The organism is Nonomuraea polychroma, from assembly GCF_004011505.1.
Lineage (GTDB): Bacteria > Actinomycetota > Actinomycetes > Streptosporangiales > Streptosporangiaceae > Nonomuraea > Nonomuraea polychroma.
Genome location: NZ_SAUN01000001.1, coordinates 10,396,668 through 10,410,635, shown reverse-complemented (window position 1 = coordinate 10,410,635; position 13,968 = coordinate 10,396,668). Strand labels below are relative to the sequence as shown.

The 13,968-nt window shown below is 69.2% G+C and carries 19 protein-coding genes; 9 read left to right on the top strand and 10 right to left on the bottom strand.

What is annotated here, in order from left to right:
* Nucleotides 1-102 precede the first annotated feature (102 nt).
* The 5 genes from EDD27_RS58490 (at nucleotide 103) to EDD27_RS48525 (ending at nucleotide 3,071) form a co-directional block, all read left to right on the top strand.
* Nucleotides 103-210 carry an SDR family NAD(P)-dependent oxidoreductase gene (locus tag EDD27_RS58490; RefSeq protein WP_338324720.1) on the top strand — a complete coding sequence of 36 codons (108 nt, stop codon included), beginning with the start codon at nucleotides 103-105 and terminating at the stop codon, nucleotides 208-210.
* Entirely contained in the window at nucleotides 207-869 is a 663-nt protein-coding gene (locus EDD27_RS48540; protein WP_338324719.1) for an SDR family NAD(P)-dependent oxidoreductase, read from the top strand. The genes EDD27_RS58490 and EDD27_RS48540 overlap by 4 nt, the downstream gene beginning before the upstream one ends.
* Before the next feature lie 323 nt (nucleotides 870-1,192).
* Nucleotides 1,193-1,753: an RNA polymerase sigma factor gene (locus EDD27_RS48535; protein ID WP_127939505.1), complete on the top strand. Its 561-nt coding sequence runs from the start codon at nucleotides 1,193-1,195 to the stop codon at nucleotides 1,751-1,753.
* Nucleotides 1,754-1,784: 31 nt separating this feature from the next.
* Nucleotides 1,785-2,063 (top strand): hypothetical protein, encoded by a 279-nt coding sequence (locus EDD27_RS48530; RefSeq protein WP_127939504.1) that lies wholly within the window; start codon nucleotides 1,785-1,787, stop codon nucleotides 2,061-2,063.
* Nucleotides 2,064-2,174: 111 nt separating this feature from the next.
* Nucleotides 2,175-3,071, top strand: coding sequence for an LLM class flavin-dependent oxidoreductase (locus tag EDD27_RS48525; protein WP_127939503.1), 897 nt, complete (start codon nucleotides 2,175-2,177; stop codon nucleotides 3,069-3,071).
* On the opposite strand, the gene cysS is transcribed toward EDD27_RS48525, so the two are convergent.
* Together cysS and EDD27_RS48515 are read right to left on the bottom strand one after the other, a co-directional pair.
* The gene (gene cysS / locus EDD27_RS48520) at nucleotides 3,068-4,459 is read right to left on the bottom strand and encodes a cysteine--tRNA ligase (RefSeq protein ID WP_127939502.1); all 1,392 of its coding nucleotides are present in this window, start codon (nucleotides 4,457-4,459) and stop codon (nucleotides 3,068-3,070) included. The genes EDD27_RS48525 and cysS overlap by 4 nt on opposite strands.
* 43 nt (nucleotides 4,460-4,502) lie before the next feature.
* Entirely contained in the window at nucleotides 4,503-4,889 is a 387-nt protein-coding gene (locus EDD27_RS48515) for a PPOX class F420-dependent oxidoreductase (protein ID WP_127939501.1), read from the bottom strand.
* Nucleotides 4,890-4,942: 53 nt separating this feature from the next.
* Here EDD27_RS48515 and EDD27_RS48510 point away from each other — a divergent pair, with 53 nt between their 5' ends.
* Nucleotides 4,943-6,127 carry a DUF2637 domain-containing protein gene (locus EDD27_RS48510; RefSeq protein ID WP_127939500.1) on the top strand — a complete coding sequence of 395 codons (1,185 nt, stop codon included), beginning with the start codon at nucleotides 4,943-4,945 and terminating at the stop codon, nucleotides 6,125-6,127.
* A 78-nt stretch (nucleotides 6,128-6,205) separates the two neighbouring features.
* Here the strand turns inward: EDD27_RS48510 and EDD27_RS48505 are convergent, their stop codons facing one another.
* The 4 genes from EDD27_RS48505 to EDD27_RS48490 form a co-directional block, all read right to left on the bottom strand.
* Nucleotides 6,206-6,433: a GlsB/YeaQ/YmgE family stress response membrane protein gene (locus EDD27_RS48505; RefSeq protein ID WP_421916954.1), complete on the bottom strand. Its 228-nt coding sequence runs from the start codon at nucleotides 6,431-6,433 to the stop codon at nucleotides 6,206-6,208.
* A 140-nt stretch (nucleotides 6,434-6,573) separates the two neighbouring features.
* Nucleotides 6,574-6,861, bottom strand: a complete 288-nt coding sequence (locus tag EDD27_RS48500) for a GlsB/YeaQ/YmgE family stress response membrane protein (protein ID WP_127939498.1) — start codon at nucleotides 6,859-6,861, stop codon at nucleotides 6,574-6,576.
* Nucleotides 6,862-7,047: 186 nt separating this feature from the next.
* The gene (gene ispF / locus EDD27_RS48495; RefSeq protein ID WP_127939497.1) at nucleotides 7,048-7,521 is read right to left on the bottom strand and encodes a 2-C-methyl-D-erythritol 2,4-cyclodiphosphate synthase; all 474 of its coding nucleotides are present in this window, start codon (nucleotides 7,519-7,521) and stop codon (nucleotides 7,048-7,050) included.
* A gap of 17 nt (nucleotides 7,522-7,538) precedes the next feature.
* A complete protein-coding gene (locus tag EDD27_RS48490; protein ID WP_020544658.1) occupies nucleotides 7,539-8,021 on the bottom strand; it encodes a CarD family transcriptional regulator in 483 nt (160 codons plus the stop codon).
* Nucleotides 8,022-8,234: 213 nt separating this feature from the next.
* Here EDD27_RS48490 and EDD27_RS48485 point away from each other — a divergent pair, with 213 nt between their 5' ends.
* Nucleotides 8,235-8,840 carry a copper chaperone PCu(A)C domain-containing protein gene (locus EDD27_RS48485; protein WP_241564643.1) on the top strand — a complete coding sequence of 202 codons (606 nt, stop codon included), beginning with the start codon at nucleotides 8,235-8,237 and terminating at the stop codon, nucleotides 8,838-8,840.
* Between the two features lie 57 nt (nucleotides 8,841-8,897).
* On the opposite strand, the gene EDD27_RS48480 is transcribed toward EDD27_RS48485, so the two are convergent.
* Complete coding sequence (locus EDD27_RS48480) at nucleotides 8,898-9,590, bottom strand: response regulator transcription factor (RefSeq protein ID WP_127939496.1); 693 nt, start codon at nucleotides 9,588-9,590, stop codon at nucleotides 8,898-8,900.
* A complete protein-coding gene (locus EDD27_RS48475) occupies nucleotides 9,587-10,768 on the bottom strand; it encodes a sensor histidine kinase (RefSeq protein ID WP_127939495.1) in 1,182 nt (393 codons plus the stop codon). Before EDD27_RS48475 ends, EDD27_RS48480 begins: the two co-directional genes overlap by 4 nt.
* A 124-nt stretch (nucleotides 10,769-10,892) precedes the next feature.
* Between EDD27_RS48475 and phoU the strand changes: the two genes are divergently transcribed.
* Together phoU and EDD27_RS48465 are read left to right on the top strand one after the other, a co-directional pair.
* A complete protein-coding gene (phoU, locus tag EDD27_RS48470) occupies nucleotides 10,893-11,537 on the top strand; it encodes a phosphate signaling complex protein PhoU (RefSeq protein ID WP_127939494.1) in 645 nt (214 codons plus the stop codon).
* A 103-nt stretch (nucleotides 11,538-11,640) separates the two neighbouring features.
* On the top strand, nucleotides 11,641-12,447 hold the full coding sequence (locus tag EDD27_RS48465; RefSeq protein ID WP_127939493.1) for an alpha/beta fold hydrolase: 807 nt from the start codon (nucleotides 11,641-11,643) through the stop codon (nucleotides 12,445-12,447).
* Here the strand turns inward: EDD27_RS48465 and EDD27_RS48460 are convergent.
* Both EDD27_RS48460 and EDD27_RS48455 read right to left on the bottom strand, forming a co-directional pair.
* Entirely contained in the window at nucleotides 12,381-13,226 is an 846-nt protein-coding gene (locus EDD27_RS48460; RefSeq protein ID WP_164904127.1) for a carbon-nitrogen hydrolase family protein, read from the bottom strand. The two genes, EDD27_RS48465 and EDD27_RS48460, sit on opposite strands and share 67 nt — an antisense overlap.
* Nucleotides 13,223-13,966: a phosphoglyceromutase gene (locus EDD27_RS48455; RefSeq protein ID WP_127939491.1), complete on the bottom strand. Its 744-nt coding sequence runs from the start codon at nucleotides 13,964-13,966 to the stop codon at nucleotides 13,223-13,225. The genes EDD27_RS48460 and EDD27_RS48455 overlap by 4 nt, the downstream gene beginning before the upstream one ends.
* Nucleotides 13,967-13,968 lie beyond the last annotated feature (2 nt).

Genomic DNA, 13,968 nt, shown 5'->3' with positions numbered 1-13,968 from the left:
GGTGACCGGCGACCGGCTCCCCTGTCTTCCCTCCCATGTCACAGGCGGCCAGGGCTGTCTCGTCCCGGGCGGAGACAGACTCTCTCGAACAGGAGCTTGGTCATGAACGAGCACACCACTCACCAGAAGGTGGCAATGATCACCGGGGCGAACAAAGGGATCGGCCGCGCGACCGCCGAGCAGCTCGCCGCGCTGGGCATGACGGTTTGATCGGCGCCAGAGACCCGCGCCGCGGTGAGGAGGCCACCGCGGCGGTGCGCGCGGCGGGCGGCGACGCGCACGCGGTCATCCTGGATGTCACCGACCCGGCCACCGTCCAGGAGGCCGCGAGGTGGGTCGAGGAGCGCTTCGGCCACCTTGACGTGCTGGTCAACAACGCCGGAATCACCGGCTCCGGGCAGGTCTCGCCCGAGGACGCCCGTGATCAAATCCCCAGCTCCGTCGACCTGGACATGGTTCGAGCGGTGTTCGAGATCAATGTCTTCGGGGTGATCGCGGTGACCAATGCCATGCTTCCGCTGCTGCGGCGCTCGCCGGCGCCACGCATCGTCAACGTCAGCAGCGCCGCCGGGTCGCTGACCATCAACAGCATTCCGGACGGCCCGCTGGTGGGCTTGCCGACGTCGGCCGCGTACTCGCCCTCCAAGACCGCGCTGAACGCGCTGACCGTGCAGTACGCCAATGAGCTGCGTAAGGGCGGCATCCTGGTCAACGCCGCCGATCCCGGCTTCGTCGACACGGACATCAACAATCACACCGGCTACCTCACCACCGGGCAGGGCGCCGCTGTCGTGGTGCGCCTGGCCACGCTCGGCGCGGACGGACCGACCGGCGGGTTCTTCGGCGAGAACGGCCCGGTGCCCTGGTAAACGGTCAGGTGGCCCGCTCGGCCCGGATCCACATGGGCGGGCGGCCGAGCTCACCTTCGCGCGCGGACGGGGATGACGTCATGGCGGCAGGGCTCCAAGGAGTACACGGCATGAATGACCTCGATCACCGCCCTCCAGCGATGACGTCGCCATGAGGTGAATCCTTTCGCGGCTTCCGTCCCTCTCATTCACGTCCCGGCAAACCCGCCGGCGACAACGGACTTGGAGGTTGGTCGTCGTGGTCGTAGGTATCGCCGTCGCCGTCGCTGCCGTGCTCATCTGCGCGTGTAGTGTCGTCGTGCTCCGCCGGAGGGGGCGTGGACGTGGCTGAGACGACGTGGTCGGACGAGCGGCTGGTCGCCGCCGCGCGCCGCGGGGACGTCGAGTCGATCGCGGCGTTGGTGGCGGGCGCGCACCCGCACGTGCAGCGGTTCGCGCGGTCGTTGTGCGCCACGCCCGAGGATGCCGAGGACGCTGCGCAGGAGGCGCTCATCGTCCTGTATCGCAAGATCGGCACATTGCGCGCTTCCGGTGCGCTTGTTTCGTGGATGTTCCGGATCATTCGCAATGAATGCATCCGGCGGGCACGGCTCATGATGCGGTCTCAGGCGCCCCTCCCTGAGGCGGCCGCAGGGCCGTCAGCCGAGGACGAGGTGTTCGAGCGTCTGGAGGCCGCGCGGGTGGCGGCGGCGATCGCGGCACTGCCCGCCGAGCAGCGGCAGGTGCTGATCATGCGGGATGTGCAAGGGCTCAGTGGCCGGATGGTCGCTGACGCGCTGGGGCTCAGCACCGCGGCGATGAAGTCGCGGTTGCATCGTGCCCGTGCGGCGGTGCAGCGTACGTTGTCCGATCCGGCCCCAGGTGATCTCGATGCCGCCTTCTAACGGGTCACGAGTCCCGGATCTGGAGGTCTCGGTGACCGATGGCCGAAGCTTCGCCAGTTCGTCGCTGGCTCGGCATCTGGTGCGCGGTGTGGTGGGTTTCGGGGCATTGGTCGGCTCGGTAGTGCTCGTGCCGGTGATCTGGCCGGTCAGCTTGGCGCTCGCCGCCCTGGGGGTGCTCGCGTTTCGCGGGTGCCCGACCTGCTGGGCGATCGGGCTGGCACAGACGATCTCACGTGGGCGACTACGACGTTCGTGCTCGGACGGCGGATGCGAGCTGAAAGTGGCCGAACGTCCCCGAAGCAGCGCCTGAGGGATCTCTGGCATGTTGTCGGCCGAAGGCCCCAGGCGGAATTGACCTCGATCCCGGTTGAGGTTTTAGCGTCGTGTCATCCGGTTCCGCCCGCCACACACAAGGATGACGATGCAGATCATCACGAGCCTGCCTGCCGACGACTCCGGCCTTCCCGCCATCGCCATGGCTTGCCACCTGGAAGCCCTCGGGTACGACGCCGTCGGGATGCCGGATCTGCTCATCGGCGACGGTACGCCAGGATTCGACCCCACCCTCGTCCTGGCTGCCGTCGCAGCCGTTACCAGCACGATCAAACTGGAATTCGGTGTGTTGTCTCTGCCACTCCGCCCCGCCGCCTGGCTCGCCGCACAGATCCAGACACTCCAGCATTTGTCCGGCGGCCGTGTCGTGCTCGGAGTCGGCCTCGGCGGCTTTCCGGGGTCGCCGTTCTGGCGCGCGGCCGGCGGAGCACCGCGGGGAGAGCGGGGCCGCCGCGCCGACGCCGCGCTGGAGCTCCTGCCGCGCCTCATCCGGGGAGAACCGGCCGAGATGATTCCCGGCGAGAAGGTGGTCCTGGCCCCGGCTGCCCCGGTCCCGCCCATCCTGATCGGCGGGAACTCCGAGGCCGCGATGCGCCGCGCCGTGGCGTATGGGGACGGGTGGACCCCCTCCCTCATCAGCCCGGAGGACCTGGCGGGGAAAGCGGCGCGGTTGCGTGAGATCGCCCACGAGCTCGGGCGGCCCGTGCCCGCGATCTCCGTGGGCGGTCACGCCTTCCTCGCGGGTGACACCGCGGCCGCTGTGGAGTCCTTCGTGCGTTCCCTGGTCGACGTGCACCGGATGTCGCCCGAGGAGGCGGCGAGCGTCCCGGTGACCGGCAGCCCGGCGCAGGTGGCCGAGCGCCTGGCCGCGTACGCCGCCGCCGGAGCCGACGCGGTCGGACTCGGCCTCGACGGCGGCGACTGGCCGCGGCAAGCGGAGCTGCTCGCCGAAGCGAGAGCCCTCGCAGTGGGGCAGCAGGGCTAGTGGGAGAGCTCCCAGCGGGGCCCGTGCGGCGTGTCCTCCACCGTGATGCCCGCCGCCGCCAGCTGGTCCCTGATCGCGTCCGCCGCCGCGTAGTCCTTGCGCGCCCGGGCCGCCTTCCGCTGCTCCAGCGCCACCGCCACCAGCGCGTCCACCACGGGAGCCAGGTCCGAACCGGCGCCCCGCCACTGCGGTGAACGCGGGTCGAGGCCGAGGACGTCCAGCATGTTCTGCGTCTCGGCCAGCAGCCGCGCCACAGCCTCCTTGTCGCCCCGCGACAGCGCCACGTTGCCCTCGCGCACCACCTCGTGCACGACCGCCAGCGCCTGAGGCGTGCCCAGGTCGTCGTTGAGCGCGTCCACGAACGCCTGCGGCAGCGGAGCGTCGGCGTCCACGTCGTGGATCACCTCGGCGGCGCGGGTCACGAACCCCTCGATGCGCTGGTAGGCGGCCGCCGCCTCCTGCAGCGCCTCCTCCGAGTATTCGATCGAGGAGCGGTAATGCGGCGCCGCCAGGTAGTAGCGCAGCTCCACCGGCCGCACCTTCTGCACCATCTCAGGGATCAGCAGCGAGTTGCCGAGCGACTTGCTCATCTTCTCGGCGCCGATCTTGAGCATGCCGTTGTGCATCCAGTAGCGGGCGAACCCGTCACCGGCCGCCTGGGACTGGGCGATCTCGTTTTCGTGGTGCGGGAAGATCAGGTCGATCCCGCCCCCGTGAATGTCGAACGTCGGCCCGAGGTATTTCGTCGCCATGGCCGAGCACTCCAGGTGCCAGCCCGGACGCCCAGGGCCCCAGGGCGTCGGCCAGGTCGGCTCGCCCGGCTTCTCGCCCTTCCACAGGGCGAAGTCGCGCGGGTCGCGCTTGCACGACTCGTCGTCGGTGTCGGCCGCGGCCCGCATGTTCTCCACCTTCTGGTTGGAGAGAGAGCCGTAGCGGTCGGCGTAGGACTGCACGTTGAAGTAGACGTCGCCGCCTGAGGCGTAGGCGTGGCCGAGGTCGATCAGCCGCTGCATCAGCGTGATCATCTCGGGTACGTGTCCCGTGGCCCGCGGCTCGACCGTCGGCGGCAGGCAGCCCAGCGTGTCGTAGGCCCATGTGAAGGCCCGCTGGTTGCGCTCGGCCACCACGAACCAGGGAACGCTCTCCTCGGCCGCGACCCTGATGATCTTGTCATCGATGTCCGTGACGTTGCGGCAGAACGTCACGTCATAGCCGGAACGCGCCAGCCAGCGCCGCAGCACGTCGAAGTTCACACCTGAGCGGATGTGCCCGATGTGCGGAGGAGCCTGCACGGTCGCTCCACACAGGTAAATCGACGCCCGGCCGGCTTCGACCGGAACGAATTCACGGATGGCGCGCGTGCTGGTGTCGTAGATGTGCAGGCTCACGAACGCAAGGCTAATGCCTTGGCGGCGTTATCACGTCGATAAATCAGCCCCGCAACGTGACCCTGTCCGGCCGGATCCGGACAATCAGCCGTTCAACGCCCGGCTTGTCCTCCCACGACTGGCCCCGATACTTCTGCGAGAGCTCTTCGATGAGCGCGCCCGTGGGGTCAGGCGTCATGGTCACGCGCCCACGAACCTCCACATACCGGTACGGGTCATCCGGGTCGATGACCAGCAGGCTCGCCCGGGGATCGCGCTCGAAGTTGAGCGGCTTCCTCCGCCCCTTGGCGGTCGAGAAGATCACGTCGTCGCCGTCCGTACGCACCCACACGACCGTCGACTGCGGCCCGCCGTCGGGGTTGATGCTCGTCACCGTCGCGAAGTTCGGCGCGTCCAGGAGTTTGCGTGCTTCTTCCGGCAGCTGGGGCATGTCTCTCCCTTGATCGGTCTTGATCCCCATTCTTCTGTAGGCTCGAAAGCGCCATGGACGTGACTCCCCCCTCTACGCTCCGTCGCCTGGGCATCGCCCTGGCCGGGCTCGCGGTCGCCGCCCTCACCGGCGCCGCCTGCGTGCTCTCCTTCGACGACCTTCGTGACCTCGCCGTCACCGGCGAGGCCAGGCCGGACCTCGCCTTCCTCTATCCGGCCGCGTTCGACGCGCTTCTCGTGGTCGCGCTGATCGGCCTGTTGCTGCTGCGCTCGGCCGGGCTGCTGGCGCGGGTGCAGGCGGCGATCGTGCTGGTCCTGCTCATCGTGGCCGCGGCGGCGGCGAACGTCGCCACGGCGGTGCGGTTCGTTTTCGACGTACGGCAGACGGCCATAGGCGTGGCCCTGGCGCCCTGGATCATGCTGGCCGTGGCCCTGTGGTTGTGGCTGCTGATGATCAAGAACGTGCAGGGACGCCGGGCCTCCAGGGACGATGAGGGGGACGACGGCACGAGGGAACCGGACATCGTGCCCTTCCACCGTGGCCGGCCCGCCGAGACGCCGCCTCCGCTGGTCCCCGAGGCGCCTGCGCCCGTGATGGAGCCCACGCCGCTGGTCGGCCCCACCGCCGCACCCGAGACGCCGCCGGTGCCGGCGCAGGATCGCCCCTTGGCCTCCGCTGAGGAGCAGTTGCCGGTCTCGGCGCGGGTGACCGAATGGCCGGCCAAGGAGCTGACACACGAGCCCGCCCAGGAGCCAACACACGAGCCCGCCGAGGAACAGGCTCACGAGCGCGCCCAGGACCACGCTCAAAAGCCCGTTCAGGAGCAGGAGCACGCCTGGGCAGCCGCTGAGCCCGTTCATGAGGATGGCGAGGAGCTCGCGCCAGAGCCCGAGACCCGCCCTGTCCGCTGGGGTGACCGGGTCAAGCCGACCGACGTCCTGGTCCACCCGCGCCCGGACGTGAGAGACGACAGCGACGACAGGGACGCCGACACCCAGCCGCATCCGGTCTTCGAGGAGGATGAGGGAGTCCCCGACCCGTTGCACGGCCCAGAGGTCGCCGACGACGGCGAGCCGCGGACGACGGCAGACCAAGCCGACGATCATCAAGCCGACGTCGACGTCGCGGAGCAGCGCGAGGAGGGTTCAGAGGACACCACGCCGCACCCGGCGGTCCACGACGACACCCCGGCGCCTTCGGGCCGCCTACGCAGCAGCCCTCGCCCACCAGAAGACTGACGCTGAGAGGCCCAACCGTAGAAGGCGTAGAAGGCCCGCCCGGAAGCCGTGCTTCCGGGCGGGCCGATGTATCTCCGTCTAGACGCTGGTCCCCCGCCGGAGCCCCGCGACCAGGCCGACGCCGACAATTGCCAGCACCACCTGCATCACCAGCTCGATCCAGTCGATGCCCGGCGTCGTCTGCACGCCGAGCACCTGCGCGAGCAGCGTGCCCAGGAGGGCGGCCACGATGCCGACGACGATGGTGAGGATCCACCCGATGGCCTGCCTGCCGGGAAGCAACAGGCGACCGATTGCGCCAATCACGGCGCCAATCACAATGGCGCCAAGGATGGATTGGATTGTCATGACATGAAACCTCCCCGTGAGAGTGAGCGGTTCACTCCCACGGGGATGCTCGCTACCCGATCTACGGCGATTATGCGCGGTCTTGGTGTACGAGCAGGTCAGGTGGGTGTCCCACGGGTTTTTCCGGTGCGCCCCATGCCCATTCGGGTCACGAGGAGCACACCCACGACCGCCAGCGCGAGCTGGAGTATGTGCTCGATCCAGTCGATACCACGCGTGTCGGCCCAGCCGAACGCGTGCGCTATCAGTGTCCCGATCAGCGCGGCCACGATACCGACGATCAGGGTCAGGCCGATGGACATGCTCTGCTTGCCGGGCACTATCAGCCTGGCCAGCGCACCGACGATGGCGCCGATGACGAGAGCGGAGACAATCGCGCCGATCATGTGTTGCTCCCCCCGAAGACGTTCACATGGTCTGGGGGGAGACCTACCCCCCGAACTGGACAAACAACCCAAAGAGGAAGGCGGCGGTCCGTACCGCGCCAGTGACGAACCGCCGCCTTCGCATGAGGCGGGCTAGGCGACGACCCGCCAGGACACCCTCACGTATCCCACCATGAAGACGCCCGGCTACGCGGGAAGGTTGACTACCAACGCGGTCGCGATGGCCGCGATGCCCTCTCCACGCCCCGTCAGGCCGAGCCCGTCGGTGGTGGTGGCGGAGACGCTCACCGGCGCTCCCACGGCGGCGCCGAGCGCCTTCTCGGCCTCCGCACGGCGCGGCGCCAGCCTGGGCCGGTTGCCGATCACTTGGATGGCCACATTGCCGATCTCATAGCCCGCGGCACGAACCTGGCGGGCGGTCTCCTCGAGCAGCGCAGCGCCCGAGGCGCCGGCCCAGCGCGGGTCGGCGGTGCCGAACAGCAGGCCGAGGTCGCCCAGCCCGGCGGCGGACAGCAGCGCATCGCACGCGGCGTGCGCGGCTGCATCGCCGTCGGAGTGGCCGTCCAGCCCGATCTCACCCGGCCAATGCAGGCCGGCGAGGTTGAGCTCTCGTCCCGAAGCGCTTGAACTGAACGGGTGGACGTCGACTCCGACGCCCACCCGTGGAAGATTCGCGCTCAGGAGTTGAGGACCTCGTCGAGCAGGGCCTCAGCCTTGTCCTCATTGGTCTTCTCGGCCAGGGCCAACTCACTGACCAGGATCTGCCGTGCCTTGGCGAGCATACGCTTCTCGCCTGCGGAAAGACCACGTTCGCGGTCCCTCCGCCACAGGTCCCGAACCACCTCGGCGACCTTGTTCACATCGCCGGAGGCGAGCTTTTCCAGATTGGCCTTGTAGCGACGAGACCAGTTGGTCGGCTCTTCCGTGTGCGGCATCCGAAGGACGTCGAAAACCCTCTCAAGGCCTTCCTGACCGACAACATCGCGCACACCGACGAGTTCTGCGTTTTCAGCTGGCACCTGGACGGTAAGGTCGCCCTTGTCGACCTTGAGCACCAGGTAGGTCTTTTCCTCACCCTTGATGGATCGCGTCGTGATTGCTTCGATCCGAGCAGCCCCATGGTGGGGGTAGACGACAGTGTCGCCGACCTGGAAAGTCATGTGACAAGTACCCCTTCCGCTGTACTCCAGCGTACCACGCATCCACAGGCTCCCGGAACAGTGAAAACCCCATAACTGCAGGTCAAGGCCGCATATTAGGGCTTGACAAACGGTCAACTCTATGAAACTCCATTCCGGACATAGCGAATGACCTGCGGGGGTGTTGATATGACCATGGATTGGGGCGGATATGGTGGGCGCTGCCCTACACGCATGCGCAAGACCAAGGAGAACCCGCCCGTGACCAGCCGACGCTGGATTGCCGTAGCCGCCGCGTTCTTGGCAGCCCCCGTACTCGCCGGCTGCGGGGCTGGATTCGACGCCACCACCAACATGCCCTATGCCCCCGTCGAGGGCCAGGCCTTGATCGAGAAGGGCGCTTACGGCTCTCGCGGCATTCAGATCCCGCAGGCGTTCATCCTCGGCCCGGACGCCGGCGCCCAGCTTCCGTGGCGCGGCTCGGCCCCGATCTACCTGAACATCCTCAACACGGCCGGCGCGCCCGACACCCTGCAGGCCGTCTCCGCGGGGAGCATGGGCACGGTGAAGGTCACGGCCCCGATCCAGCTGCCGAGCAACCAGCTCGTGAACACCGGCAAGCCGAGCCCGCAGCTCATGCTCGAAGCGATCCCTAAGAGTCTCAGGGGCGGCGAGACCATCAGGCTGGACCTCCAGTTCGCCAACGCCGGGACAGTGTCCATGAACGTGCCTGTGGTCACGCGCAGCCGCGAATTCGCGGCCTACCCCCCGGCCCCTGGCGCCACGCCGGCCCCGACGCCCACTCCGACGCCGTCCGCGCACGCGGAGGAGTCACACTAAAAGCATGACAAAACCCTTGTCCCGGTACGGCAAACGCGCACCGGAACAAGGGTTTTGTTATTCCTCCACCGCGTCGAACTTGTAGCCCAGGCCGCGCACCGTCAGGATGCAGCGCGGGTTGGACGGGTCGGACTCGATCTTCGCGCGCAGCCGCTTGACGTGGACGTCCAGCGTCTTGGTGTCGCCCACGTAGTCGGCGCCCCAGACGCGGTCGATGAGCTGACCGCGCGTGAGCACCCGGCCCGCGTTGCGCAGCAGGACCTCCAGCAGCTCGAACTCCTTCAGCGGCAGCTGCACCTGCTCCCCGCGCACGGCCACGACGTGCCGGTCGACGTCCATGCGCACGGGGCCGACGGCCAGCACCGCGGTCTCCAGCTCCTCCGGCACGTCGCCCTGGCGGCGGAGCACCGCGCGGATGCGGGCGACCAGCTCCCGCGAGGAGAACGGCTTGGTGACGTAGTCGTCGGCCCCCAGCTCGAGGCCGACGACCTTGTCGATCTCGCTGTCCTTGGCCGTCAGCATGATGACGGGCACCTTGGAGCGCTGCCGGAGGGAACGGCACACCTCCGTACCGGGCAAACCTGGCAGCATCAGGTCGAGCAGCACCAGATCCGCTCCGTTGCGGTCGAACGTGTCGAGCGCCTCGGGTCCGGTCGCCGCGACCGACACCTCGAAGCCCTCCTTGCGCAGCATGTAGGACAGGGCGTCGGAGAAGGACTCCTCATCCTCGACGACCAGTACTCGGGTCATTTAGCAGTCTCCAGGGGAATCGAGGGTGGTACGGCCACCGCCGTCCCGCCGAAGGCGGGCAGGCGGAGCGTGAAGGTGGAGCCGGACCCTTCCTTGCTCCATACGGACACCTCGCCGGCGTGGGCCGCGGCGACGTGCTTGACGATAGCGAGACCGAGCCCCGTGCCGCCGGTGGCCCGGGATCTGGCCGCGTCGACGCGGAAGAAGCGCTCGAAGATGCGCTCCAGCGCCTCCTCGGGGATGCCGATGCCTTGATCGCTGACGCTGATCTCCACGAAGTCGTTCGCGGGGCGGACGCTGACCACGACCCTCGTGTGCTCGGGGCTGTAGGCGACCGCGTTGTCGATGAGGTTGCGCAGCGCGGTGACGAGCAGCTCGTCGTCGCCCCAGATGCGCAGGCCCTCGGTGCCGCCGGAGACCAGCGCGATGTCCTTGGCCACCGCCTTGGTGTTGCAGTGGTCGATGGCGTCGTGAATGGCCTCGTCGATCGACACCTGGCCGGGGGTGGGGATGGGCTCGGCGCCCTGGATCCTGCTGAGCGTTATCAGGTCCTGGACGAGGTAGTTGAGCCGAGCCGCCTCGTGTTGCATGCGGCCGGCGAAGCGGGTGACAGCCTCGGGGTCGTCAGCGGCGTCCTGGATGGTCTCGGCCAGCAGGCTCAGCGCGCCGACCGGGGTCTTCAGCTCGTGGCTGACGTTGGCGACGAAGTCACGGCGCACCGCCTCGACCCTGCGCCGCTCGGTCTGGTCCTCGGCGAGCACCAGGACCTGGCCGTAGGTGCCCAGTGGCGCGACGCGTACCGCGAAGTTGGTGGTTTCCTGGCCGAACTTGTGCCCGGCGACGTCGATCTCGCTCTCGCGGATCTCGCCGTCGCGGCGCACCTGGCGGGCCAGCGCGAGGAGCTCGGCGGCCATCAGCCGGTCGCCCTTGACCAGGCCGAAGGCCCGCGCCGCCGAGCTGGCGCGCAGCACGCGGTCGTGCGCGTCGAGCACCACGGCGGACGAGGGGAGCACCGCGAGCACGGAGGCGACGCCCTGCGGCAGCGCCGCGCCGCTCTCCACGCCGTCGGTCTCGACGGTACGGCGAGGGGCCTCGATCTGGTTTCGGTAGAACAGGACGGCCAGGGCGCCCACGACGAACCCGGCCAGGGCCGCGAAGCTCATGGCCAACTCACTCATGTCTCCGATGGTAGGCGGCCTTTCCCCAGGGACAGACCCCCTCATCAGGGGATGAACGACCCTTTCCTGGAAAGTTCATTTAGGTGTAGGGGTTCGTTCATCGGGCGACACATACGGTGGCCACATGCGCGACGCCTACCACGAAGAACTCGACGGGCTCACGGACAAGCTGGTCGAGATGACCAGGCTGGTCCGGTCGGCCATCTCCCGTGCCACCACGGCCCTCCTCGACCCCGACCTGGCGCTCGCCGAGAACGTCATCTCCCGTGACGACGAGGTGAACGCGCTGTTCGCGGAGGTCGAGTCGACGATCTTCGACCTGATGGCCAGGCAGCAGCCGGTCGCGATCGACCTGCGCACGATGATCACGGCGCTGCGCATGGGCACCGACCTCGAGCGCATGGGCGATCTGGCCGTGCACGTCGCCAAGGTGGCCCGGCTGCGCCACCCCGACTCGGCGATCCCGCTGGAGATGCGCTCCACGATCCTGGAGATGGGCCAGATCGCGGAGAACATCGTCACCAAGGCCGGCAGCTGCGTGGCCACGCGCGACGTCGAGTCGGCGCTGGAGCTGCCGAAGGACGACGACGCGATGGACCGGCTGCACAGCCGGTTGTTCCGGCTGCTGCTGGCGAAGGACTGGCAGCACGGCGTGGAGCCGGCCATCGACATCACGCTGATCGGGCGATACTACGAGCGTTACGCCGACCACGCCGTCCGGGTCGCGCAGGACGTCGTCTACCTGGTGACCGGCACCCGGCCGACCTGATTTCCGCGAACCTTTCGCCAACCTTTTCGGAAAGCCGCGACGATTTCCGCCGCCGCCGGGAGTCCTACCTTCGACACGCCCCCGAAAAGGAAGGACGACCGGCATGGCCACCAGCCACACTCTCGACGTGCCCGGCGCGCACCTGTACTACGAGGTACGCGGCACGGGCCCGCTGCTCTTCGTCATCGGATCGCCGATGGACGCCGCGGCGTTCGCGCCGTTCGCCGACGCGCTCGCGGGCGACCACACCGTGGTCACCCTCGACCCGCGCGGCGTCTCCGGCAGCAGGCTCGACGATCCCGAGCAGGATTCCACGCCCGAGCTGCGGGCCGACGACGTCGCCGCGATCATGGACGCGCTCGGGGTCGAGACCGCCGACGTGTTCGGCAGCAGCGGCGGCGCGGTGACCGGGCTGGCGCTGGTCGAGCGGCATCCGCGGCGGGTGCGCACGCTGGTCGCGCACGAGCCTCCGGTCCTGGAGCTGCTGCCGGACGCCGCCGAGCGGCGGGCCGGGGTGGAGGACATCATCGCGACCTACCAGCGGGAGGGCGTGGGGGCCGCCTGGGTGAAGTTCATGATCACCGCGGGCTTCGACCTGGAGGCCGAGGGCGCGCCCGGCGCGCCGCAGGAGCCGACGCCGCAGGACCTGGCCAACAGCGCCCACTTCTTCCTGCACGAGCTACGCGGCACCACTCGGTACGTGCCGGACGCCGCCGCCTTGACGGCCGGGCCGGCCCGCGTCGTGGTCGGCATCGGGGTCGAGTCCGGCAATCTGGTCACGTACCGGACGTCGGTCGCGCTGGCCGAGCTGCTCGGCACGCCGCCCGTGGAGTTCCCCGGCGATCACGGCGGGTTCCTGGCACGGCCGGTGGAGTGCGCGGACGTGCTGCGGAAGGTGCTGGCGGGCTGATCCGTGACGCTGCTCGACCATCTGCTGTAGAGCGCGGGGTTCTGGGCCACGTCCCAGCGCGCCAGAAGTGACGGGCCCGTCGGATCGATGGCGGCCACGAGCAGGGCCGGCTCGGTGGCGGGCGCCTCGCCGACGATCCGCCCGTCCGGGGCGACGATCCGGGTCGCGCCCATGCCCTCGTGCTCCCCCGCCGTTCCTGCGACATCGGCCGCGATCACCCAGCAGTCGTTCTCCACCGCTCGGGCGATGAGAGTCGCGCACGACCTGGCCCGCCAGCGGCGCGTGACGTCCGCAGGCAGATCGTTGTTGAGCGGGCACACCAGGATGCGCGCGCCCGCCAGCGCCAGGAGGCGGGACGGCTCGATGAAGTTGCAGTCGTAGCAGATCACCACGCCGAAGGCGGTGTCGGCGTGGTGATGGAGCGGCAGATCCGCGCCCGGGTCGAAGGCCGCTTCACGGGGGAACAGCTTGCGGGAGACGCCGAGGAGACGGCCGTCGCGGATCACCGCCGCCGAGCTGTGCAGCCGGCCGTCGCCGGCGCGCTCGGTGAAGCCGGCGACGACGGTCAGGGCCGGAGGAGCCGCCCCGAACGCCGGGATCAGCTCCTCCGCCGACGTGGCGACGGTCGCGGCCGCGGCCCGGTCGCGGGGCATGCCGCCGAAATAGCACTCCGGGAGGACGAGCAGGTCGACGCCCTCCCGCGCGCACCGGTCCAGAGCGGCTCCGAGGCCCCCGGCCGCGTGGCAGGACAGGTCGGCCTGGAGTGCCGCTACCTTCAACGGCCCTGGTTGGCCACGGCCTCGATGGCGGCCTTGGCGGCCTCCGGGTCCAGGTATTCGCCGCCGCGCCGCAGCGGCCGGAACTCGGCGTCGAGCTCATAGACCAGGGGGATCCCGGTCGGGATGTTGAGTCCCGCGATGTCCTCGTCGCTGATGTCGTCCAGGTGCTTCACCAGGGCCCGCAGCGAGTTGCCGTGCGCCGCCACCAGGACGGTCCGCCCGGCCGCCAGGTCCGGAACGATCGAGTCGTACCAGTACGGCAGCATGCGGTCGACCACGTCCTTCAAGCACTCCGTCCGCGGCATGAGCTCCGGCGGCAGGAGGGCGTAGCGCGGGTCACCGGCCTGGGAGTATTCGTCGTCGTCGGCGATCGGGGGCGGCGGCACGTCGTACGAGCGGCGCCAGAGCATGAACTGCTCCTCCCCGAACTCCTCCCGGGTCTGCGCCTTGTTCTTGCCCTGCAGAGCCCCGTAGTGGCGCTCGTTGAGCCGCCAGCTGCGGGTGACCGGCAGCCAGGGCATGTCGGCCTCCGCCAACGCCAGCTGGGCCGTCTGGATGGCCCGGGTCAGGAGGCTGGTGTGGACGACGTCCGGGCGCTGCCCGGCTTCCAAGAGGAGCTTGCCTCCGCGGCGGGCCTCGTCCTCGCCCTTCGCCGAGAGGCTCACGTCCACCCAACCGGTGAACAGCCCCTTGGCGTTCCAGTCACTCTCACCGTGCCGTAGCAGCACCAAAGTCGCCATGG

What these genes read in the sequence shown, in the direction of transcription:
- EDD27_RS58490 (WP_338324720.1), top strand. Translation starts at nt 103, where the DNA reads ATGAACGAGCACACCACTCACCAGAAGGTGGCAATGATCACCGGGGCG.
- EDD27_RS48525 (WP_127939503.1), top strand. Translation starts at nt 2,175, where the DNA reads ATGCAGATCATCACGAGCCTGCCTGCCGACGACTCCGGCCTTCCCGCC.
- EDD27_RS48515 (WP_127939501.1), bottom strand. Translation starts at nt 4,889, where the DNA reads ATGCCCCAGCTGCCGGAAGAAGCACGCAAACTCCTGGACGCGCCGAAC.
- EDD27_RS48510 (WP_127939500.1), top strand. Translation starts at nt 4,943, where the DNA reads ATGGACGTGACTCCCCCCTCTACGCTCCGTCGCCTGGGCATCGCCCTG.
- EDD27_RS48500 (WP_127939498.1), bottom strand. Translation starts at nt 6,861, where the DNA reads ATGATCGGCGCGATTGTCTCCGCTCTCGTCATCGGCGCCATCGTCGGT.
- EDD27_RS48490 (WP_020544658.1), bottom strand. Translation starts at nt 8,021, where the DNA reads ATGACTTTCCAGGTCGGCGACACTGTCGTCTACCCCCACCATGGGGCT.
- EDD27_RS48485 (WP_241564643.1), top strand. Translation starts at nt 8,235, where the DNA reads ATGCGCAAGACCAAGGAGAACCCGCCCGTGACCAGCCGACGCTGGATT.
- EDD27_RS48480 (WP_127939496.1), bottom strand. Translation starts at nt 9,590, where the DNA reads ATGACCCGAGTACTGGTCGTCGAGGATGAGGAGTCCTTCTCCGACGCC.
- EDD27_RS48475 (WP_127939495.1), bottom strand. Translation starts at nt 10,768, where the DNA reads ATGAGTGAGTTGGCCATGAGCTTCGCGGCCCTGGCCGGGTTCGTCGTG.
- phoU (WP_127939494.1), top strand. Translation starts at nt 10,893, where the DNA reads ATGCGCGACGCCTACCACGAAGAACTCGACGGGCTCACGGACAAGCTG.
- EDD27_RS48465 (WP_127939493.1), top strand. Translation starts at nt 11,641, where the DNA reads ATGGCCACCAGCCACACTCTCGACGTGCCCGGCGCGCACCTGTACTAC.
- EDD27_RS48455 (WP_127939491.1), bottom strand. Translation starts at nt 13,966, where the DNA reads ATGGCGACTTTGGTGCTGCTACGGCACGGTGAGAGTGACTGGAACGCC.